The sequence below is a fragment of the Xanthobacter variabilis genome (assembly GCF_043831965.2).
Taxonomy (GTDB): domain Bacteria; phylum Pseudomonadota; class Alphaproteobacteria; order Rhizobiales; family Xanthobacteraceae; genus Xanthobacter.
Genome location: NZ_CM195533.1, coordinates 2,793,037 through 2,812,475 on the forward strand (window position 1 = coordinate 2,793,037; position 19,439 = coordinate 2,812,475).

The 19,439-nt window shown below is 67.8% G+C and carries 20 protein-coding genes; 9 read left to right on the forward strand and 11 right to left on the reverse strand.

Annotated elements, in window-relative coordinates; translation table 11 throughout:
* Positions 1-30: 30 nt before the first annotated feature.
* Positions 31-1,020 carry a methylmalonyl Co-A mutase-associated GTPase MeaB gene (gene meaB / locus V5F26_RS12030; protein ID WP_394946030.1) on the reverse strand — a complete coding sequence of 330 codons (990 nt, stop codon included), beginning with the start codon at positions 1,018-1,020 and terminating at the stop codon, positions 31-33.
* Positions 1,021-1,224: 204 nt separating this feature from the next.
* On the opposite strand from meaB, the gene V5F26_RS12035 reads away from it, so the two are divergent.
* Positions 1,225-1,425 (forward strand): CsbD family protein, encoded by a 201-nt coding sequence (locus V5F26_RS12035; protein WP_234049968.1) that lies wholly within the window; start codon positions 1,225-1,227, stop codon positions 1,423-1,425.
* Positions 1,426-1,472: 47 nt separating this feature from the next.
* Here V5F26_RS12035 and folK read toward each other — a convergent pair whose 3' ends face one another.
* From folK to V5F26_RS12050, 3 genes are all read right to left on the reverse strand, one after another.
* Entirely contained in the window at positions 1,473-1,961 is a 489-nt protein-coding gene (folK, locus tag V5F26_RS12040) for a 2-amino-4-hydroxy-6-hydroxymethyldihydropteridine diphosphokinase (protein WP_394946031.1), read from the reverse strand.
* Positions 1,958-2,794: a dihydropteroate synthase gene (folP, locus tag V5F26_RS12045; protein WP_234049970.1), complete on the reverse strand. Its 837-nt coding sequence runs from the start codon at positions 2,792-2,794 to the stop codon at positions 1,958-1,960. Before folP ends, folK begins: the two co-directional genes overlap by 4 nt.
* Before the next feature lie 76 nt (positions 2,795-2,870).
* Positions 2,871-3,674 (reverse strand): bestrophin-like domain, encoded by an 804-nt coding sequence (locus V5F26_RS12050; RefSeq protein ID WP_234049971.1) that lies wholly within the window; start codon positions 3,672-3,674, stop codon positions 2,871-2,873.
* 187 nt (positions 3,675-3,861) lie between these two features.
* Between V5F26_RS12050 and ygfZ the strand changes: the two genes are divergently transcribed.
* Positions 3,862-4,746 (forward strand): CAF17-like 4Fe-4S cluster assembly/insertion protein YgfZ, encoded by an 885-nt coding sequence (gene ygfZ / locus V5F26_RS12055; protein WP_394946032.1) that lies wholly within the window; start codon positions 3,862-3,864, stop codon positions 4,744-4,746.
* Positions 4,747-4,754: 8 nt separating this feature from the next.
* Positions 4,755-5,348: a DNA-3-methyladenine glycosylase I gene (locus V5F26_RS12060; RefSeq protein WP_394946033.1), complete on the forward strand. Its 594-nt coding sequence runs from the start codon at positions 4,755-4,757 to the stop codon at positions 5,346-5,348.
* 12 nt (positions 5,349-5,360) lie between these two features.
* On the opposite strand, the gene V5F26_RS12065 is transcribed toward V5F26_RS12060, so the two are convergent.
* Positions 5,361-5,924 carry a nitroreductase family protein gene (locus tag V5F26_RS12065; RefSeq protein WP_394946034.1) on the reverse strand — a complete coding sequence of 188 codons (564 nt, stop codon included), beginning with the start codon at positions 5,922-5,924 and terminating at the stop codon, positions 5,361-5,363.
* A gap of 200 nt (positions 5,925-6,124) precedes the next feature.
* Here V5F26_RS12065 and V5F26_RS12070 point away from each other — a divergent pair, with 200 nt between their 5' ends.
* Entirely contained in the window at positions 6,125-7,177 is a 1,053-nt protein-coding gene (locus V5F26_RS12070; RefSeq protein ID WP_394946035.1) for an RgsD C-terminal domain-containing protein, read from the forward strand.
* A gap of 159 nt (positions 7,178-7,336) precedes the next feature.
* Positions 7,337-7,564, forward strand: coding sequence for a c-type cytochrome (locus V5F26_RS12075; RefSeq protein WP_394946036.1), 228 nt, complete (start codon positions 7,337-7,339; stop codon positions 7,562-7,564).
* A 527-nt stretch (positions 7,565-8,091) separates the two neighbouring features.
* On the opposite strand, the gene thrS is transcribed toward V5F26_RS12075, so the two are convergent.
* Complete coding sequence (thrS, locus tag V5F26_RS12080) at positions 8,092-10,074, reverse strand: threonine--tRNA ligase (RefSeq protein ID WP_234049977.1); 1,983 nt, start codon at positions 10,072-10,074, stop codon at positions 8,092-8,094.
* A gap of 373 nt (positions 10,075-10,447) precedes the next feature.
* Here thrS and V5F26_RS12085 point away from each other — a divergent pair, with 373 nt between their 5' ends.
* The 3 genes from V5F26_RS12085 (at position 10,448) to V5F26_RS12095 (ending at position 13,280) form a co-directional block, all read left to right on the forward strand.
* Positions 10,448-11,080, forward strand: a complete 633-nt coding sequence (locus V5F26_RS12085) for a L,D-transpeptidase (protein ID WP_234049978.1) — start codon at positions 10,448-10,450, stop codon at positions 11,078-11,080.
* Positions 11,081-11,124: 44 nt separating this feature from the next.
* On the forward strand, positions 11,125-12,153 hold the full coding sequence (locus V5F26_RS12090; RefSeq protein WP_234049979.1) for an amino acid ABC transporter substrate-binding protein: 1,029 nt from the start codon (positions 11,125-11,127) through the stop codon (positions 12,151-12,153).
* A 146-nt stretch (positions 12,154-12,299) separates the two neighbouring features.
* Positions 12,300-13,280 (forward strand): MBL fold metallo-hydrolase, encoded by a 981-nt coding sequence (locus V5F26_RS12095; protein WP_394946037.1) that lies wholly within the window; start codon positions 12,300-12,302, stop codon positions 13,278-13,280.
* A 42-nt stretch (positions 13,281-13,322) separates the two neighbouring features.
* On the opposite strand, the gene V5F26_RS12100 is transcribed toward V5F26_RS12095, so the two are convergent.
* Both V5F26_RS12100 and cutA read right to left on the reverse strand, forming a co-directional pair.
* Positions 13,323-15,314: an autotransporter family protein gene (locus V5F26_RS12100; protein WP_394946038.1), complete on the reverse strand. Its 1,992-nt coding sequence runs from the start codon at positions 15,312-15,314 to the stop codon at positions 13,323-13,325.
* Positions 15,315-15,386: 72 nt separating this feature from the next.
* Complete coding sequence (gene cutA / locus V5F26_RS12105; protein ID WP_234049982.1) at positions 15,387-15,713, reverse strand: divalent-cation tolerance protein CutA; 327 nt, start codon at positions 15,711-15,713, stop codon at positions 15,387-15,389.
* A gap of 89 nt (positions 15,714-15,802) precedes the next feature.
* On the opposite strand from cutA, the gene V5F26_RS12110 reads away from it, so the two are divergent.
* Positions 15,803-16,624, forward strand: coding sequence for an NAD kinase (locus V5F26_RS12110; RefSeq protein ID WP_394057889.1), 822 nt, complete (start codon positions 15,803-15,805; stop codon positions 16,622-16,624).
* 164 nt (positions 16,625-16,788) lie between these two features.
* Here the strand turns inward: V5F26_RS12110 and V5F26_RS12115 are convergent, their stop codons facing one another.
* The 3 genes from V5F26_RS12115 to hisI all read right to left on the reverse strand — a co-directional run bounded on the left by V5F26_RS12115 (position 16,789) and on the right by hisI (position 19,437).
* Positions 16,789-17,391 (reverse strand): flavin reductase family protein, encoded by a 603-nt coding sequence (locus tag V5F26_RS12115; protein WP_394946039.1) that lies wholly within the window; start codon positions 17,389-17,391, stop codon positions 16,789-16,791.
* Between the two features lie 178 nt (positions 17,392-17,569).
* Positions 17,570-18,643: a patatin-like phospholipase family protein gene (locus V5F26_RS12120; protein ID WP_394057893.1), complete on the reverse strand. Its 1,074-nt coding sequence runs from the start codon at positions 18,641-18,643 to the stop codon at positions 17,570-17,572.
* Positions 18,644-18,948: 305 nt separating this feature from the next.
* Positions 18,949-19,437, reverse strand: coding sequence for a phosphoribosyl-AMP cyclohydrolase (hisI, locus tag V5F26_RS12125; protein WP_394057894.1), 489 nt, complete (start codon positions 19,435-19,437; stop codon positions 18,949-18,951).
* Positions 19,438-19,439: the final 2 nt, after the last annotated feature.

Consider the following 19,439-nt stretch of genomic DNA (forward strand, 5'->3'; position numbering starts at 1 on the left):
AGGATGCGCGCGCACGGGCCGCCCGCCGGCTCAAAGGCCGATGAGGTGGGCGATCTCCGCCGCCGCCAGAGCGGGGGCGAGGGTGCCGGCGGAAACCTCGCTTTCCAGGGCGGGCAGGCGGGCCTTCACCCCCGGATCGGAGGCGACCTTTTCGGCCAGGCGCTCATTCAGCAGCGTCCACATCCAGCGCACCTGCTGGGCCTGGCGGGTGGCGGCGAAGGCGCCGGCGGCCTCGCACTTCTGGCGATGCAGTGTGACCTGCTCCCACACCTGCGCGATTCCATCTCCCGTAAGCGCGGAATAGGTGAGCACGGGCGGCGACCAATGGGCCTGCCGCGCGCCCAGAAGATGCAGCGCCGCCCGGTATTCGCTGGCGGCGGCGCGGGCGCGGGGAATGTTGTCGCCGTCGGCCTTGTTCACGGCGACGATGTCGGCCAGCTCCAGCACGCCCTTCTTGATGCCCTGCAGCTCGTCACCGGCACCGGGAAGCATCAGCACCAGGAAGGTGTCGGTCAGGTCGGCCACCGCCGTTTCCGATTGGCCGACCCCCACCGTTTCCACCAGCACCACGTCGAAGCCGGCGGCCTCGCACAGCAGCATGGTCTCACGGGTCTTGGCGGCGATGCCGCCCAGCGTGCCGCCCGATGGCGAGGGGCGGATGAAGGCGCGCGGGTCCACCGAAAGCCGCGCCATGCGCGTCTTGTCACCCAGGATGGAGCCACCGGTGCGACTGGAGGAGGGATCGACCGCCAGCACCGCCACCTTGAGGCCCTGCTCCGTGAGATAGGTGCCGAGCGCGTCGATGGTGGTGGATTTGCCCACGCCCGGCACGCCGGTGATGCCCACGCGATAGGCGCCGCCGGTGCGCGGCAGCAGGGATTGCAACAGGGCCTGGGCGCGGGCGCGATGGTCGCTGCGCCGGGATTCGACAAGGGTGATGGCCCGCGCCAGGGCCGCGCGCTCGCCCCTCACGACTCCTTCGGCGAGCTTTGCATCATCCACCTCTCGCGCAGCGCTCATCACTCTTCATCCCCCATGCGGCCGGACCGCCTCCGGCGTCATCTTCATATCTAACGGGAACTCGGCATGCCCGGCGGGCGTTGTCCAGGGCAAATTTCCGCAAGGCAGCCAATTGCAGCGCCGTGCCCCAAGCCGCCGGACCACCGGCGGGCGAGCGGGCCCCGGCGCAGCAAAGGCGTTCCGCAGTCAAGGGAGGTGATTGCGATGACCTGGGATCGCATCGAGGGACATTGGAAGCAGGTGTGCGGGCAGGTGAAGGCCCAGTGGGGCCGCCTGACCGACGACGACCTGGCGCAGATCGCCGGCCGCAGGGAGATGCTGGAAGGCAAGATCCAGGACCGCTACGGCCTGGCCAAGGATGAGGTACGCCGGCAGGTGGACCGCTTCTCCAAGAGCCTGAATTAGCGCGCCCGTTCGGGCTGTCGCTCCCGGCGGCGCGGAGGCGGCGCCTCTCAGCCAGCGACCGCCCGGATGTCCGTCGCGTCGAGGCGCGCCAGCGCGTCGGCCGCGCGCGTGCCCTGGATGACGAGCTCGGGCGCGATCTCCACCAGGGGCACCAGCGCGAACGCCCGTTCCAGCATGCGCGGATGGGGGATCTCCAGATCCGGCTCGGCGATGGCCTGTTGGCCGAACAGCAGAATGTCGATGTCGATGCGCCGGGGGCCGAAGCGCACCTCGCGGGCGCGGTTGCGGCCCAGCATCAGTTCCACCAGCAGCCCGAGGAAGAGAAGGCTGCGCGCATTGACGGGGCTTTCCACCTCCACCACCTGGTTGAGGTAGGGCCCCTGCGGGATCGGCCCCCAGGGCGGCGTTTCATAGAGCGACGAGCGCGCGCGGATGCTCAGCCCGGCTCGCGCAAGCACACCGATGGCGAGCCCGAGCGTCCCCGCCCGGTCGCCCACATTGGAGCCCAGGCAGAGATAGGCCGTTTCCATTGTCATGAGGCGTCCCGGATGGCTTCGGCGACGCGCGCCGCCTGCACATGGGCCGCCACGTCGTGCACGCGGATGATCTCCACGCCCGCCATGATGCCGATGACGTTCGAGGCGATGGTGCCCGGCAGGCGCTCGGCCGGGGTGGTCTCGATCACCTTGCCGATGAGGGACTTGCGCGAGGTGCCGAGCAGAATGGGCAGGCCCAGCACCCGCAATTCGTCCAGCCGGCGGATGGCGGCGAGGTTCTGCGGGAAGGTCTTGCCGAAGCCGATGCCGGGGTCCAGCACGATGCGCTCGCGCTTCACGCCCGCCCGCTCGGCCTTCTCCAGCGCGATTTCGAAGAAGGCGAGCATGTCCTGCACGATATCCAGCGTCTCGTCGACTTCGGCGCGATTGTGCATCACCACCGCCGCGGCATCGTGGGCGGCCACCACCCGCGCCATGTCCGGGTCGTGGGCGAAGCCCCAGACGTCGTTGACGATGTGGGCGCCGGCTTTGAGCGCCTTGTCGGCCACCTCGGCCTTGTAGGTGTCCACCGAGATCGGAACGCTGACCTCCGCAGTCAGGGCGGCGAGCACGGGGGCGAGGCGCGCCCATTCCTGCTCCGCCGGCACCGGGGTGTGGCCGGGACGGGTGGATTCGCCACCCACGTCGAGCAGGTCGGCGCCCTCGGCCACCAGCCGGCGGGCGTTGATGAGCGCGTCATCGGGCCGGGCGCTGCGTCCACCGTCGGAGAACGAATCGGGCGTCACGTTCAAGATGCCCATGACGAGGGTGCGCGGACCGAGCGGGATGGCGCGATCACGGGCTTGAAGGGTGCGGGGAGGAAGCGGGGCCATGACACGACTGTGAAATCAGGGGGCCCCACTCAAGCGCCTGGGCGGCTCCATGGCAAGCCTTGAAGCCGCGGCAGCGTCATTGTGCTGTGGCGGCGGGCGTGGTGTCCAAGGCGCAGGGATGGGCCTCCATGGCTTGCAGCGTGTTGCGCAGCGGCGCCGACGCGACGCGCATGGGGCCGCTGAAGGGCTCGCCCATCTCCACCACCAGGAACAATGCCCCCGAGATGGCGCCGGCCGAGAGCGTCAGGGCCAGAATGCTCGGCAGGTTGGTGGAGGAGAACCAGCCGAAACTGGTGAAAATGAGGGTGAGCCAGCACACCACCACGAAGATGAACAGGGGCGGAATGCGGTTTTCGGCATCTCCGCTGAGCTTCCAGCGGTGGGTGAGCAGGGCCTTCACGCTGGCCTTGGCGTTGCTGCGGCTCACCCTCTGGTCGTCCGAGACCGCCGTGAGCGCGCGCACGCTGGCATCGAGCTTCAACAGCTGGTTGGTGGCATCGGTTTCGAACCCGGTCTGGGGCGGATGCTTGTCGGAGCTCCAGGTTTCGCTGATGACGAGGCGGACAAATTTGAACAATTCCTGGCGGGCGGCGCAGGCGTCCTCACCGAAATGCCGCAGCTCCAGGTCAGTCGTGATGAGGGCGACGGCGTATTGCTGCACATCCTCCTCGGTACTGGCATAGCTGTAGCGCATGGAATTGGTCATCAGGCCCAGCAGCAGGGACGTCATGGTGGCCGTGAGGCCGACCGTCACCTTGAAAGTGTCCTGGGTCTTCTCGGAAAAGAAGTCGTCCGGCGCCCGGCGGGCGAGGAAAATCGCCAGGAAGGCGCCTGCGATCATCGCGGCGAAGGCGACCGGCGCCACCATCCAGGAAGTCATGTGGTTCCCGCCCCGTGCTGTCCCCGCGCCGCCCGGCGAATCGTTCCCAGGATGTTGCGCGCGCACCCGGTTGCCCGCAACCGCGCCATGCGGGATGCGTTGCATCGCGGCATGGGCGCTCTTGCGCACTTGAGAGGGCGCGACGCTGGGCTTACATCTTGCGGATTGCTTCAGAAAGGACGGTCCCATGCCCGTCATTCATTTGACTGATCGTGCTCTCATTCGTGCGTCCGGCGCGGAGGCGTCCAAGTTCCTCCACGGCGTCGTCACCTGCAACGTCGCCACCATGGCGGTGGGCGAGGCGCGCTATGGCGCGCTGCTGTTTCCGCAAGGTAAGATTCTCTCCGACTTTCTCCTCTACCGTGACGGGGAGGACAGCTTCCTGTTCGATGCGCCGGCCGCGCAGGTGGACGATCTGCTGAAGCGCCTCACCTTCCATCGCCTGCGGGCCAAGGTGGCCTTCGAAAAGGCGGAGGACATGGCGGTGGCTGCCGTGTTCGGTGCCGGCGAGGCCGCGCCGGAGGGCGCCTCGTTCGCCGATCCGCGCCTCGCGGCGCTGGGGCAGCGGGTGGTGCTGCCCAAGGCGGCGGCAGCGGCGCTCTCGGGTGATCTCGCTGTTTACGAGGCCCACCGCATCGCCCTGGGCATTCCCAAGGGGGGCGCCGATTTCGCGTATGGCGACACCTTCCCCCACGAGGCCGACATGGACCAGCTGGGCGGCGTGGACTTCAAGAAGGGTTGTTATGTGGGCCAGGAGGTGGTGAGCCGCATGGAGCACCGCACCACGGCCCGCAACCGTCTGGTGGAAGCCCTTTTGCCGGCGCCGGCCGAGGTGGGGGCCGAGATCATGGCCGGTGACAAGAGCATCGGGCGGCTCTCGTCGGTGGCCGGCAACAAGGCCATCGCCACCGTGCGCCTCGATCGCGCCACCGATGCCAAGGCGGAGGGCGTGCCCCTCACCATCGGCGGGGCGGAAGTGGAGCTGAAGGCGCCCGACTGGGCCCAGTTCCCCCTGGAATGGGAACGCAAGGTGAGCGAGCTGGACAAGAAGTTCAAAGCCGCAAAGACCTGAGGTGCCTGATGGCGAACGGCGAGGCCTTGGCCCACGAGGATGGGCGGATGCGGTGCCCATGGTGCGGCACCGATCCGTTCTACATGGCCTATCACGACCACGAATGGGGCGTGCCGGAGCGCGACAGCCGTGCGCTGTTCGAGAAGCTCCTGCTCGATGGCTTCCAGGCGGGCCTTGCCTGGATCACCATCCTGCGCAAGCGGGAGAATTTCCGCCGCGCCTTCGATGGCTTCGAGCCGGAGATCATCGCCCGCTACGACGCCGCCAAGGTCGAGGCGCTGATGCAGGATGCAGGCATCGTGCGGAACCGCGCCAAGATCGAAGGCGCGGTGCTATCCGCGCGCGGCTATCTGGACCTGCGGGAAAAGGGCATCTCCTTTTCCGACCTCATGTGGGAATCGGTGAACGGAGAGCCGGTGGTGAACCGCCCCCGGCGTCTGGCCGACGTGCCGGCCCAGACGCCGGCTTCGCTCGCCTTGTCCAAGCGGCTGAAGGGGCTGGGCTTCAAGTTCTGCGGCCCGACCATCGTCTATGCCGCCATGCAGGCCTGCGGCCTGGTGGATGACCACCTGGCCGACTGCCATTGCGCCCACCGCGCCTGAGCGCGGCGCGGTTCAAAACCGCGTGACGATGCGGGCGAGCTCCGGCCGGGGCCGATCCTCCATCTTCTGTGCCGCGGTGCCGATATAGATGAAGCCCGTGACGCGCTCGTGCTCGGCCAGGCCCAGGGCGGCGCGGGCATCGGCATCGTAGGTCGGCCATTCGCTGATCCACGTGGCCCCATAGCCGAGGGCCAGGGTGGCCAGGAGCATGTTCTGGCAGCATGCGGCGGCCGAAAGAAGCTGCTCCCATTCCGGGATCTTCACATGGGGCGCGGCGCTGGAGACCACGCCCACCACCAGCGGCACGCGCAGGAAGCGCTGGCGCTCGTCCTCCAGGCGCTTGTCGGTCACCTCCTGGTCCTTGGCGGCGAGCACTTTGGCGAAGGCCTCGCCCGCCCGGGCACGACCTTCGCCCTCGAACACGATGAAGCGCCAGGGCGCGAGCTTCCCGTGGTCCGGCACCCGCGCGGCGATGGTCAGGATGGTTTCCAGCTCCTCCGGCGAGGGGGCCGGCTCCTGGAGATCCATGATGCGGGAGGAACGGCGGGTGCGCAGGAGCTCGATGGCGTCGGGCATGGGGCAGGGCCTTCGCTGATGAGGGCCGGCGGGGCCGGCGGGCAGAGGGCAGACCTATAAAGGCCCGCCGAGGGGTTTTGAAAGCGCGCCGATCGCCGCGTGCCCCCGGCCTCTCACCGGGGCTTTGATCACCCAGGGGCAAGGGGATCGGACCGCAGCGGCGACTTGAAACCGCCCTGAATTTTGTGCACCTCAGTGCGATGACCTGCTTCGCACGCCTGTTCGGGCGTTCCATCCACCTTCTCGACCTGTTGGGCCGGCGGCTGCCGGTGGTGGCGCTGGCGCTCGTGGCCGCCTTCTCCTGGAATTCCGGAGCCGGCGCCCAGAGCTTGCAGTTCCTGGGTTCGCCCGCGACCCCGCCACCTGCGGGCCCGTTCGCGGCGCCGCCTTCCGGCGGCGGCCTCAGGGCCCCGGCGCTGGCCCCCGGGGTGGGTGGCTCACCTTCGGCGGGACCGCGCGAGCCCCATTCGGTGCTGCCCAATGCGCCGCCTGGCAAGGCTGCGCTGGGGGTTTTCGCCCGTTTCGGCAGCGAGGGCACGCCCATTCAGCGTGGCTTGGTGTGGCGCGTGTTCGCCGATCAGCCGGAGAGCACGGGCGCCTTTCCCCTGGTGGCGGAGAGTTCCGATTCCGCGCCCGTCTTCTTTCTCACGCCCGGCGGCTACATCGTGCATGTGACCTATGGGCTCGCCACCACTGCCCAGCGCGTGGTGGTGGGCACCGTCTCCCGGCGAGAGGCGTTCACCCTTCCCGCCGGCGGCCTGCGCCTGCAGGCTGATGTGGAGAACCACGCGATTTCACCGCAGAAGCTGACCTTCGACATCTTCGAGGGTTCGTTCCTGCAGGGCCGCACCTCCAGCCAGCCCTATTATCGCGGCGCCGGCGCCGGCGAGGTGATCTTGCTGCCCGAGGGGACCTACCACGTGGTTTCCACCTATGGCGACGCCAATGCGGTGGTGCGCGCGGACGTGAACGTGGTGCCCGGCAAGCTCACCGACGCCACCATGCACCATCGCGCCGCACAGGTGATGCTGAAGCTGGTGAAGGTAAAGGGCGGCGAGGCCCAGGGCGATACCCAATGGACGGTCATCACGCCCGGTGGCGACACCATCAAGGAGTCCATCGGTGCGTTTCCCACCTTCGTGCTCTCGGAGGGGGATTACACCGCCATCGGCCGCCACGACGGCAAGAATTACAGCCGTGATTTCAAGGTGGAAGCCGGCAAGGACCAGGAACTGGATGTGCTGATGCAATAGGCGCATCATCACTCCGCAAAATGTCATCCCCAGCGAAAGGCCCGGCCCGTGCACCATTTCTTGCGTCGTTCCACTGCGCCGCTTCTGGCTGCTCTCGCTTTTGTGGCCTTGTCTTGCGGCACGCACGCCGCCCACGCCGCCAGTGACGGGGCGGCGGGCTTGGCGCTGGCCAAGCTCTGGTGCTCCAGCTGCCATGTGGTGAGCCCCGGCCAGGACCTGGGGCAGAGCGATGCGCCCACCTTTCCCGCCATCGCTCGGGAAACGGTCAATCCGACCGCTGAGTGGATCGCCTTCGAGCTTCTGACGCCCCACCCGCTGATGCCGCAGGTCTCGCTGACCCAGATGGAAGCGAAGGAACTGGCCGCCTATTTCCGCAGCCTGAAATAACGGCGCGCGCCCGCAGACGCACTGCCGGGCAGGGGGTAACGGTGGGTCAGGCCGCGCCCGGTTTTGATCGACGATCAGGAAACATTGGCGGGCAGGGGCCTCGTTTCCCGACCTGCTTGCCTGCGGCGAGGGAATGGCACGGCCGCCTCGGCGGCGCGGAGGAAGACAGCTAAGGCGTCGCGTCCGTGTTGCTTTCAGAAACGCGAACCGTCGCGGCATTGGCCGCTCGATATTCTCAAGGTTTCCCTCTCACGCCTTCGTCTGCAAGCAAGGGGGAAGGCCGCGACATCACCCGGCATCGGTGGTCCGGCGGAAGCCGCGCTTCCGACACCGCGTGTCGACCGATACTCAGGCGCGGCTTCAATCGGCTCTCTGTGATTCCGCCGATGCGAGCACTGATGCGAGTGCTCGGGCCCGGCGCCGTGGCGGCCCGGGTCGCGCTCGAAAGCGGGGGCCTCACCCGGCCATGAAAAAGGCGGCGGGAGCTTTGGGCTCCCGCCGCCTTTTTTCTCTTGCCGGGCTTGGCCTCAGGCCGCCTGACCGGCGGCCGCGAGCACCTTGCGCTTCACGTCCGGCGGCACGGCCTCCTCGGTCAGGCTGGCGATCACGGCGTCGAGGCCGCCGCTCTCCTGGGCGTTGGAGCCGAGGCGGCGGATGGAGAGCGTGCGTTCGGCCGCCTCCTTCTTGCCGGCCACCAGCAGCACCGGCACCTTGGCCAGCGAATGCTCGCGCACCTTGAGGTTGATCTTCTCGTTGCGAAGGTCGATCTCGGCGCGCAGGCCCGCGGCCTTCAGCTTGGCCACCACTTCCTGGGCGTAGTCGTCGGCGTCGGAGGTGATGGTCGCCACCACCACCTGCGTCGGGGCGAGCCACAGCGGGAAGTGCCCCGCGAAGTGCTCGATGAGGATGCCCGTGAAGCGCTCCATGGACCCGCAGATGGCGCGATGGATCATCACCGGCGTCTTCTTCTGCCCGTCGGCGTCCACATAGAAGGCGCCGAAGCGCTCGGGCAGGTTGAAGTCCACCTGGGTGGTGCCGCACTGCCACTCGCGGCCGATGGCGTCACGCAGGGTGTATTCGAACTTCGGCCCGTAGAAGGCGCCTTCGCCCGGCAGGATGCCGGTCTTGATGCGCCCGCCGGAGGCCTCCTCGATCTGCTTGAGGACGCGCGTCATCACCTCTTCGGCGTGATCCCACACCGCGTCCGAACCCACCCGCTTCTCAGGCCGGGTGGAGAGCTTCACGATGATCTCGTCGAAGCCGAAATCGGCATAGGTCGACAGGATCAGATCGTTGATCTTCAGGCACTCGGCCGCCATCTGCTCCTCGGTGCAGAAGATGTGGGCGTCGTCCTGGGTGAAGCCGCGCACGCGCATGAGCCCGTGCAGCGCGCCCGAAGGCTCGTAGCGATGCACCGCGCCGAATTCGGCAAGACGCATGGGCAGATCACGATAACTCTTCAGACCATGCTTGAAGATCTGCACATGGCCAGGGCAGTTCATGGGCTTCAGGGCGAAAACGCGCTCGTCCTTGGTCTCATCGCCCGCGGACTGCACCTTGAACATGTTCTCCTTGTACCAGCCCCAGTGGCCGGAAGTCTGCCACAGCTCGGCGTCGAGCACCTGCGGGGCGTTGACTTCCTGGTAGTCGGCCTTCAGGCGCCGGCGCATATAGGCCACCAACTCCTGGAACAGGGTCCAGCCCTTGGGGTGCCAGAAGACGGTGCCGGGGCCCTCCTCCTGGAAGTGGAACAGGTCCATTTCCCGGCCGAGGCGGCGATGGTCGCGCTTCTCGGCTTCCTCCAGGCGGTGGAGATAGGCGTCGAGCTCCTTCTGGTCCTGCCAGGCGGTGCCGTAGATGCGGGTCAGCATGGGATTGTTGCTGTCGCCGCGCCAATAGGCGCCCGCCACCTTCATGAGCTTGAAGGCGCTGCCCACCTTGCCCGTGGAGGGCAAATGCGGGCCGCGGCAGAGGTCGAACCATTCGCCCTGCTTGTAGATCTTCACATCCTGGTCGGCGGGGATCGCGTCCACCAGCTCGACCTTGTAGTTCTCGCCCATGGCCGCGAAGACGCGCTTGGCCTCGTCGCGGGTCCACACTTCCTTGGTGAAGGGGCGGTCCCTGGCGATGATTTCGCGCATCTTGGCCTCGATCACCGGAAGGTCTTCCGTGGTGAAGGGCTCGTTGCGGGCAAAATCGTAATAGAAGCCGTTCTCGATGACCGGGCCGATGGTGACCTGGGTGCCGGGCCAGATGGACTGCACCGCTTCCGCGAGCACGTGGGCGCAGTCGTGGCGGATCATCTCCAGCGCGCGCGGATCGTCGCGGGTGACGATCTCGAACTTCGCGTCGGCGCTGATGGGGGCGGCAAGGTCGGTCAGCTCGCCATCGAGGGTGACGGCGACCGCTTTCTTGGCCAGCGATTTGGAGATCTGGGCGGCGATATCGGCGCCGGAAGTTCCCTCGGCATATTCGCGCTTGGCGCCGTCGGGGAAGGTCAAGGCAATCATGTCACTCCTCCTGCCCACTCCTGCGGACCACGCAGGTAGGCTTGCTTTCCATATGGGGCGCACCTTTTAAGAGGGAAGGGCGGGGCCGTCCAGATGCCGGCGCGGCCTCGTGATGAGGCGCTTGTGATGGGAAAGCGCACTGTGGCGGGGCTCTCGCCCCTTTCCCTTCGGCCGGGGCTCAGCTAATCGAAATATGGGGATGTGGGTTGTTCATGCCGCATGTGTCCGCGTATCGCTCGGGGGAGGTGCCCCGCAGCCGGCATGGAGCGCACGAGGGGGTGTGTGAGAGAAGGGCCGCGCAGCGTTAAGCCGCGCTTAAGTGCGACCCTGCAAAAACATTCGCTCCCGAAGGGACGCGACAGATGAGGCGGGCATGATTTCTTCGACGTTCAAGACCTTGACCTTCGCCGCCCTGCTGCAGGTGGGCCTTCTGGCCGGCGTGAGCGCGAGCCAGGCGCAGACCGCGCCGCGTGGCACCCCGGGCGCGACCATGGATATCGGCGACCAGCCGGGCCTGGTGCCGCCGGACGACGACGAGGCGCAGCTCGACCCGGCCTTCCGCCGCCAGCCGGTGTACTTCCGCACCACCGAGGCGCCGGGCACCATCATCATCAATACCAATGAGCGTTTTCTCTACCTGGTGCAGGGCGACAACCGCGCCATGCGCTATGGCATCGGCGTCGGCCGCGAGGGCTTTCAGTGGCAGGGCCTGAAGAGCATCGTGCGCAAGGCCGAGTGGCCCGATTGGCGCCCGCCGGCGGAGATGATCGAGCGCCAGCCCTATTTGCCGCGCTTCATGGCCGGCGGCCCCGGCAATCCCATGGGGGCGCGCGCCCTCTATATCGGCGGCACCGTGTATCGCATCCACGGCACCAACCAGCCGCAGACCATCGGCTATGCCGTCTCCTCCGGCTGCTTCCGGCTGGTGAACTCCGACATCATTGACCTGTACCAGCGCGTGCCCGTGGGCACCAAGGTCATCGTGCGTCAGCAGGCCACCCTCTGAGGGTGGCCCTTTCATTTCTCCCTTCTCCTGAACCGGGGGCATTCATGAAGAAGTTACTGGCCGTTCTGGCCGGCGCAGCCGCGCTTGTGGCCACCGGCGCGTCGGCGCAAACCGCTGCGCCGGGCCAGACCCTGAAGGCCGTGAAGGACCGTGGCGAGCTCGTCTGTGGTGTGTCGAAGGGCCTGCCCGGCTTCTCCGCGGCCGATGCCAAGGGGCAGTGGACCGGCTTCGACGTGGACCTGTGCCGCGCCGTCGCCGCCGCCGTGCTCGGCAATGCCGACAAGGTGAAGTTCGTCCCGCTCACCGCCGACGAGCGCTTCCCCGCTTTGCAGAAGGGTGAGGTGGACCTGCTGTCGCGCAACTCCACCTGGACCCTGGACCGCGAAGGCAAGCTGGGCCTGCTGTTCGCCGGCATCTCCTATTATGACGGCCAGGGCTTCCTGGTGCGCGACGCGCGCAAGGTCACCTCCGCCCTGGAGCTGGACAAGTCCAAGGTGTGCGTGCAGGCCGGCACCACGGCGGTGGTCAATACCCAGGAGTACTTCAAGGCCAACGGCATGGAGCTGGAGCTCATTACCCTGCCGGACTCCGCAGCTCTCGTGAAGGCCTATGAAGAGGGCAAGTGCGACACGCTCACCACCGACGTGTCCCAGCTCTATGCCCTGCGCCTCAACATGGCGAAGCCCGCCGACCACATCGTGCTGCCCGACGTGATCTCCAAGGAGCCCCTGGGCCCCGTGGTGCGCCAGGGCGACGACCAGTGGTTCAACGTGGTGAAGTGGGTGCTCTACGGCATGATCAATGCCGAGGAACTGGGCGTCACCTCCGCCAACATGGATGAGGCGCTGAAGTCCCAGAAGGCGGAAGTGAAGCACCTGCTTGGCGTCGACGGCGACAATGGCGCCTCCCTCGGCCTGCCCAACGACTTCGTCGTGCTGGTGGTGAAGACCGTTGGCAATTATGGCGAGAGCTTCGAGCGCAACGTGGGCGCGGCCTCCAAGCTGGGCATCCCGCGCGGCATCAACCAGCTGTGGAGCATGGGCGGCATCCAGTACGCCCCGCCGATCCGCTGAGTTTTCCAAAAGCACGATCCTGAAAGGCGCCGCTCGCAAATCTGTGAGCGGCGCCTTTTCTTTGCGGAAGGCAGCGATGCTATCTTTCGGCACGCGCCGCCGCCCGTCGGCGGCTCAGGCCAGGATATGCCGGGAGTGACCCCTCAATGACCGAACTGACGCGACGCACCCTCATGGCCGGCACGGCTGGAACGGCCGCCGCAGGTTTGCTGGGAACCACCGCGCCCGTCCTCGCGGCGGACGAGACACCGGCCACTTCGCGCGCGCTGCCCAGCGCCTATCGCTACAAGGTGGGCGATGTGCTGGTAACGGCCATCAGCGACGGCGTGCGCACCTTTCCCATGCCCGCCGGCTTCGTGCGCAATGCGCCGAAGGATGAGGTGAACCGCGCGCTGGAGGCGGCCTATCTGCCGCCCGATCAGGTCTCCATTCCCTTCACCGTGCTCCTGCTGGAGAGCGGTGGCCGGCGGGTGCTGGTGGATACGGGCAACGGCCCGGCCGGTGGGCCGGTGGGCAAGCTGAGCCCGACCTTGGCCGCCATCGGCGTGGCGCCGGAGAGCATCGACCAGGTGGTGATTTCCCACTTCCACGGCGACCATATCAACGGCCTGCTGGCGGCCGATGGAATGCCGGCCTTTCCCAAGGCGCAGGTGTTCGTGCCCGAGGCGGAATGGGCGTTCTGGATGGATGAGGGCCAGGCGGGCCGTGCCCCGGAGGCACTGAAGGGCAGCTTCCAGAATGCGCGGCGGGTGTTCAAGCCGTTCGAGGGCAAGGTGGAGCGCTATGCCTGGGGCAAGGAGGTGGCGCCGGGCCTCACCAGCGTCGCCACCGCAGGCCATACGCCGGGCCATACCTCGTTCGACCTGGTGTCGGGCGCCGACGCGCTCTTCATCCAATCGGACATCACCAACATCCCGGCGCTGTTCGTGGCTAATCCGTCCTGGCACGTGATGTTCGACATGGACCCGGCGAAGGCCGCCGATGTGCGCCGGCGCACCTATGACCGCCTCGTGGCCGACCGCACGAAGGTGGCGGGTTATCACTTCCCATTCCCGGGCGCCGCCCACCTCGCCAAGGAAGGTGAGGGCTACCGCTATGTGCCGGTGCTGTGGGATCCGGTGTCCTGATGCCGTGGGCGCGGGCTCGTCTTAAGCCTGCCCGCGTCACTCCTAAAGCCGCATGCGCAGGCTGAAGGAGCCCATCTGGTTCACGAAGCCGGATGGGCTTGCCTGCAAATCGTAGCCCAGGCGCAGGTCGAAATCCGCTAGCGCCGTGCTCACCAGCGCCACGCCGGTGGTGAACAGCCAGGGCGAGAGCGAGGCGCCGTCGGTGATGAAATCGCCGCCCCCGCCCAGGAACGAGGCGGTGACCTGAGCGCCCGTATCAAGCAGGTTGTAGCCGACGCCCGCATAGGCGGTGAGGCCCACCGGGGTCGACAGCTTGTAGCGGCCGCGCAGCCCGCCGCTGAGCATCAGCTCTTCATAGGATTGGGAGGCGACCGCAAGATTCAGCGCCCCCGCTCCGGTCTCGGTATAGGACTGGGCGTCCACCCGCGCATAATCGAGCCGCGCCACCGGTTGCAGTTCCAGCTCCGCACTGGCGGCGATGCTCTGCCGCAGGCCGGCGCCGGCATGGAAGGTGGTGCCGTCATAGTCGGCGGACGCGGTGCCGCCGCCGATGTTCACCAGCCGGTTTTCCGAATTCGCGTTGAAGGCCCCATCCAGCTGCATGTCCAGGGTAAGGCCGGGCAGGGCGGCGTAGCTGCCATAAAGGCCCAGGGCGTAGCTCGACACGTTGAGGCTGGCGGGTGCCCCCACTGCATTGCCGGAGAGGGACGTGCTCGAATAGGCGAACAGCCCGCCCACGCGCAGGCCATTGGCAACCTCGCGGTCCACGCCGGCCGCGAAGCCGCCGCCGCTGGCGCTGAAGCCGGAATAGCCGGCCTGCGTGGCCTGGTTCGCCACCGCGCCGAAGGGCTGCAGCCAGGCATTGACGGCATCCGCCGACCCGTCTGCGGCGAGCCGCTCGGTCACGATCTGCTGCAGGCCACGCTGGGTGTCATAGGTGGCGCGGGCGGCGTTTCCAGCGAGTACGGGCAGGGTCTGGCTCAGGGCGACGGAGAGGGCTGGGCCGGAAAGGCTGTCGAGCGCCGCGATGGCCGGGGCGAGGGGGCCGAACAGGCCGGCGGGCGTGCTGCCCACCCGGTAGAGGGTGGTGGCGGCCCCAACGGGCGCCGGATTGCCGGTGGCGATCAGTGTCGGCACATAGGGCTGGATCAGGGAGATGGCGGCGGCTCCGCCCGTCCAGGCCCCGCTGGAGTCGTACACCCCCACATCCATCTGCGCGCCGGTCGAGGAGCCGGAGATGTCGCCATAAAGGCTGGTGAGGGTGGCGCTGGCATCGGGCAGGGTGCTGAGCAGCACCTTGCCCTCGGGGGTGATGGAGCCGAGGAAGGTGAAGGCATCGCCATTCGCCGCCACGCCTCGGCCCCAGAAATAGCCACTCTGGTAGTTGGTGATGACGAGGCGGCCCGGCGCCGCCGTGCCGAACAGGCTGGGGCTGACGATGCGCCAGGGCGTTCCCTGCGTCCACGTCCATTGGGGCGAGGCATTGGAGGGCACGGGCGCCGGCGCGGGCGGGGTGAATGTGGCGGGGTCATAGGGCAGCATGTAGGCCCAGTGGGTCACCAGCATGGTGGTGCCGGTGATCATCTGCATTTCCATGGCGGTGACGCCGCCCTCTTCCCGCATCATGCCGAGCCCCACCGTGACAAGGCCGGTGGTCGGGTCCGTGAACAGCATGGTGACCTGCCCGGAGGCGGAGACCGTGCCCTGGATGTTCATCGATGATGCCGAGGTGACCGGGCCGATCGCCAGTTCCGCCGAGCTGCTGCCGGAGAACACGCCATTGGTGGAGGTGCCGAGGGTCCAGAGCGTCTGGTCACCCACCGGGAACGGGTCGGCGAAGCTGGTGCTGGAGGAGCCGTAGGCCAGCATGTTGCCGACGGGCACATACCAATTGGAATTCGAGATGACCGAATCCCATTGCGATTGCGCATGGGCGGGCGCGCTCAATGCCGCAAGGGAGATGACGCCGACGACGAAACACGCGCACGTCCCCGCCGCCCGTGAGCGCGCAAGGCCGGGAAAAGGGCCGCCCATGTCCTCTCGTCCTTCCTTGGTGTCCCTATAGGAACACCAAGAATGGCAGCCCTTGGCGTCAAGGGGGCAACATTATTTGGCCGCATTCGCCGTCTGCTGCCCCACCCATGTGGAAAACGCGGCGTCGGCGGCCTCCACCGGCAGCACCAGGATGGCCGGAACCTCGTAAGGGTGGCGTGCGCGCACGCGCTCAACGAGGGCTGGCGCGCGCTCGGCGGTGGTCTTCAGAAGGAGAATCACCTCCTCCGCCCGCTCGATGCGCCCCTCCCATTCATAGATGGCCACCTGGGCGGAGCGGATGTTGCCGCATGCGGCAAGGCGTTCCTCCACCAGGGTCCGGGCCAGCTCCTCGGCCACGGCGAGGGACGGCAGAGTGGTGTAGACGAGCTTGAGATCCATCGCATTCCCCGGCGGTTGGTGGATGATGGCGCCCCTGCGGCACCTCGACAAGGCTGGCCCGGGCGGCTACGAAGACCAAGCGCCGCACTTTGGCGCGGCGACATGGATCAGCGGGCGTGACCGTCCTGATGAACACTCCCTCTCCGTCCATGGCCCGGATAGCCTTCGTCTCCAGCCAGTCACCCGAAGCGGATGCTGCATGCGCGCGGCTGAACGCGCGCTATAACGGCGTTTCCGAAGCGGATGCGGACGTGATCGTGGCGCTTGGCGGCGACGGGCTCATGCTCCAGACCCTGCACCGCTTCCGGGATCGGGGCCTGCCCATCTATGGCATGCATCGTGGCTCCGTCGGCTTCCTCATGAACACCTTCCGCGAGGATGATCTGGTGGAGCGGCTGGCCGCCGCTCAGCACGTGCGGATCCATCCGCTGGTGATGGAGGCCATGGACCGGCACGGCACGCGCCACCGCGCGCCGGCCATCAATGAGGTGTCGCTGCTGCGCCAGACCTATCAGGCGGCCAAGCTGCGGATTTCCATCGACGGCAAGGTGCGCCTCGACCAGCTCATCTGCGATGGCGTCATCGTGGCAACGCCGGCGGGTTCCACCGCCTATAACCTGTCCGCGCACGGGCCGATCCTGCCGCTGGGCACCGCGCTGCTCGCCCTCACGCCCATCTCGCCCTTCCGTCCCCGCCGCTGGCGCGGCGCGCTGGTGCCCGACAAGGCGCGCATCGACATCGCCGTGCTGGAGGCGGACAAGCGCCCGGTGAGCGCGGCCGCCGACCATTATGAGGTCCGCGACATCGTCGCCGTCTCCGCCCGGCTCGACACCTCCTCCTCCATCGACATGCTGTTCGATCCCGACCACGGGCTGGAAGAGCGGATCCTGCGCGAGCAGTTCGTGTATTAAGGCCTTTTCAAGCAAAGTGGATGCGGCCGCGTGGACATGCCCGTTGCCGGGAACGGCGGAGCCGCCGTGTTGGGGCGCGGCGGAAGCATGGCGCTTGAGCGGCCGTCAGCCTCCGCGCTCCCGGCCGGCTGCCGCTGCGCGCGCGGCTGACGCGCTGCGTGAGATCACGCCTTGGGGCGAGGGCGGGGCAGCAGCCGGTCCACGGGCGCATAGTCCAGATAGCCGCAGCGGGCGAGCACCTGCAGCTGCGCGGTGTCCACCCGGCCATTGGTGATCGCCTCGTCGGCGATATGAACACCGATGATCTCGCCCATGACCATGTAATTGTTCGTTTCCACCCCGTCCCGTCCGCGCGGGCGGATGGTCTCCACATAGACGCATTCGAGCGCGCAGGGGCTCGCGGCCACACGCGGCGGCTTCACCAGGCGGGACGGCGCGGTGGCGATGCCGAAGGCGGAAAACTCGCTTTCGCCGGGCGGGAGCGGCGCGGAGGTGGCGTTGACCGCATCGATGAGGTCGAGCGTGGCGAGGTTGCAGACGAACTCGCCCGTGGCCTCGATATTGGCCACACTATCCTTGCGCCCGACCGACGAGAACATGACCAGGGCCGGCTGCTCGCTCACCATGTTGAAGAAGGAATAGGGCGCGAGGTTCGCGGTGCCGCTGGCGGAGAGGGAAGAAATCCAGCCGATGGGCCGCGGGGAGATGATGGCCTTCAGCGGCGAGTGGGGCAGGTCGTGGTCATTGCGGGCGGGCTCGTAGAACATGAGATCTTCCGGATGAGAGCATGCCCCCGCTTCACGGAATCGGGGACATGCTCACCTGTACTGCGTTGGAGCCCATTCTTCACGCGATGGCGTCGCTCGAAAACCCCCGAGCACGACCGATAGCGTCCCGCGCCGCCCGCATCAGCCTTTTCGGGCGGCGTTCATTTGCTCGGAAGCGCTATTTCAGCGCCGCCATGGCGCCGGCGATCTCTTCCAGATTGCGCTCAGCGGCCTCGGCGCCGGCGGCGATGGCTTCGGAGGCGCGCTGGAAATCGAACAGACCGATGGCGGCGAGCTTCGGTGTCAGCGCGAAATCCGGCGGGTCCCCCGCAAGGCGCGAGCGGGCAATGCGGTCCTGGGTGATGTTGAAGGCGTCGATCATCACCGTGGACAGGCCGCGCGGCCCGTCATCGGCCGGGGCGGTGAAGAAATGGCGCCGCAGCCGATCCGGGCTCAGCCGCGACATGAGGTTCCGCCGCTTGCCGGTGATCGCTGCATCGGCCACATGGCCGACCACGCCGCCGTGGTCCTGCACCACGGTGCCATGCCGGAACACGTCCGAATTCAGGTTCACCGCCACCACCAGCCGCGCCCCGAGCGCCCGCGCCGGCGAGACCGGAATGGGGTTCACCAACGCGCCATCCATGAGCCAGCGGCCGCCCACATGGGCGGGGGTGAAGATGCCCGGCAGGGCGAAGGAGGCGCGCAGGGCGTCCACGAAATCGCCGCGCGTGAGCCAGATCTCATGGCCGGTGCCGAGTTCGGTGGCGATGGCGCCGAAGATGATCGGCATGTCCTCGATGGCCACATTGCCGACCTTCTCGCGCATCAGGTCCACCAGCCTGCGCCCGCCAATGAGCCCGGCGCCGCCCAAGGCGAAGTCGAGCATGCCCAGCACCCGCCGCTTGGTGAGGCTGAGCGCCCATTCCTCCAACTCGTCCAGCCGGCCGCACGCCCACAGGCCGCCCACCACCGCGCCGATGGATGTTCCGGTGACGATGCTCGGACGAATGCCATTCTTCTCCAGCACCCGCAGCACCCCGATATGGGCGAAGCCGCGCGCGGCGCCGCCGCCCAGGGCAAGGCCCAAAGCGGGCTTCTGCTCCCGCTGGGGGCGGCGCGGGGGCGCCGCGTCGAGGTCGGGCCGCAGGGTGGAATCAGGTGTGGCGGCGGTGCCCGCCCCCATGTCGTCCAGCTTGGACTCGGCGGGCTCGAAGGCGCCCTCAGTGCGGCGATGGAACGGATGAAACATGCTCGCCTCGCAGTCAGTCCGCGTCGACACGCGGGCTATGCCTTAGCAATGCCCCCAGCCCCACGCCGGTTCCGGCGCGCACCACCTATTGGCAAGAGAATACTACGTGTGGATGTCGGAACCGTGGCCGTGAGATGTTCTTATGCCGTAGCGTAAGATCGAGCATTGCCCTTGCCGCATCACGCCACGGCGCCGGTGCTTGGGCCCCACGCCCGTACCCGTGGGGGCACGCAGATGTGATGGCAGGCGAGGCGCGCCGCCCGGGCGCCTTCGCGTCGTTCGGCGCGGTGGCGGCGCTCGAGCGCTCAGTGGTCGTGCGGCTTGCCGTAGACCTGGGCGGGGTCGAAGCGCGGGGTGTCGCCGGTGAAGCCGAGCCGGGTGTCCGGTCCCGGCGCCGCGCCCAGCGGGACGGTGCGATAGAAACAGGAGCGCCGGCCGGTGTGGCAGGCCGCGCCCGTGCCGCCCATCTCCACTTTGATCACCACCGCGTCCTGGTCGCAGTCCACCAGCATTTCCAGCACCTTCTGGGTGTGGCCGGAGCTCTCGCCCTTCTTCCACAGCTTGCCGCGGGAGCGGCTGAAATAGTGGGCTTCGCCGGTCTCGATGGTGAGCGCCAGGGCCTGCGCGTTCATGTGGGCGAGCATCAGCACCTGGCCGCTCTGGGCATCCACCGCCACGCAGGTGATGAGGCCGTTGGCGTCGAACCTGGGGGTGAGCTGCGTGCCTTCCTCGAGGGCTGCGCCAGAGGCGGGGGCGGCGAAGGGGGCGGCGGGCCGGGCGGCGGGCGAGGTCATGG

Excerpts from the sequence above, each read along its gene's own strand:
- meaB (WP_394946030.1), bottom strand. The coding sequence starts at position 1,020 with ATGAGCGCTGCGCGAGAGGTGGATGATGCAAAGCTCGCCGAAGGAGTC.
- V5F26_RS12035 (WP_234049968.1), top strand. The coding sequence starts at position 1,225 with ATGACCTGGGATCGCATCGAGGGACATTGGAAGCAGGTGTGCGGGCAG.
- folK (WP_394946031.1), bottom strand. The coding sequence starts at position 1,961 with ATGACAATGGAAACGGCCTATCTCTGCCTGGGCTCCAATGTGGGCGAC.
- folP (WP_234049970.1), bottom strand. The coding sequence starts at position 2,794 with ATGGCCCCGCTTCCTCCCCGCACCCTTCAAGCCCGTGATCGCGCCATC.
- V5F26_RS12050 (WP_234049971.1), bottom strand. The coding sequence starts at position 3,674 with ATGACTTCCTGGATGGTGGCGCCGGTCGCCTTCGCCGCGATGATCGCA.
- ygfZ (WP_394946032.1), top strand. The coding sequence starts at position 3,862 with ATGCCCGTCATTCATTTGACTGATCGTGCTCTCATTCGTGCGTCCGGC.
- V5F26_RS12060 (WP_394946033.1), top strand. The coding sequence starts at position 4,755 with ATGGCGAACGGCGAGGCCTTGGCCCACGAGGATGGGCGGATGCGGTGC.
- V5F26_RS12065 (WP_394946034.1), bottom strand. The coding sequence starts at position 5,924 with ATGCCCGACGCCATCGAGCTCCTGCGCACCCGCCGTTCCTCCCGCATC.
- V5F26_RS12070 (WP_394946035.1), top strand. The coding sequence starts at position 6,125 with ATGACCTGCTTCGCACGCCTGTTCGGGCGTTCCATCCACCTTCTCGAC.
- thrS (WP_234049977.1), bottom strand. The coding sequence starts at position 10,074 with ATGATTGCCTTGACCTTCCCCGACGGCGCCAAGCGCGAATATGCCGAG.
- V5F26_RS12085 (WP_234049978.1), top strand. The coding sequence starts at position 10,448 with ATGATTTCTTCGACGTTCAAGACCTTGACCTTCGCCGCCCTGCTGCAG.
- V5F26_RS12090 (WP_234049979.1), top strand. The coding sequence starts at position 11,125 with ATGAAGAAGTTACTGGCCGTTCTGGCCGGCGCAGCCGCGCTTGTGGCC.
- V5F26_RS12095 (WP_394946037.1), top strand. The coding sequence starts at position 12,300 with ATGACCGAACTGACGCGACGCACCCTCATGGCCGGCACGGCTGGAACG.
- V5F26_RS12100 (WP_394946038.1), bottom strand. The coding sequence starts at position 15,314 with ATGGGCGGCCCTTTTCCCGGCCTTGCGCGCTCACGGGCGGCGGGGACG.
- cutA (WP_234049982.1), bottom strand. The coding sequence starts at position 15,713 with ATGGATCTCAAGCTCGTCTACACCACTCTGCCGTCCCTCGCCGTGGCC.
- V5F26_RS12115 (WP_394946039.1), bottom strand. The coding sequence starts at position 17,391 with ATGTTCTACGAGCCCGCCCGCAATGACCACGACCTGCCCCACTCGCCG.
- V5F26_RS12120 (WP_394057893.1), bottom strand. The coding sequence starts at position 18,643 with ATGTTTCATCCGTTCCATCGCCGCACTGAGGGCGCCTTCGAGCCCGCC.
- hisI (WP_394057894.1), bottom strand. The coding sequence starts at position 19,437 with ATGACCTCGCCCGCCGCCCGGCCCGCCGCCCCCTTCGCCGCCCCCGCC.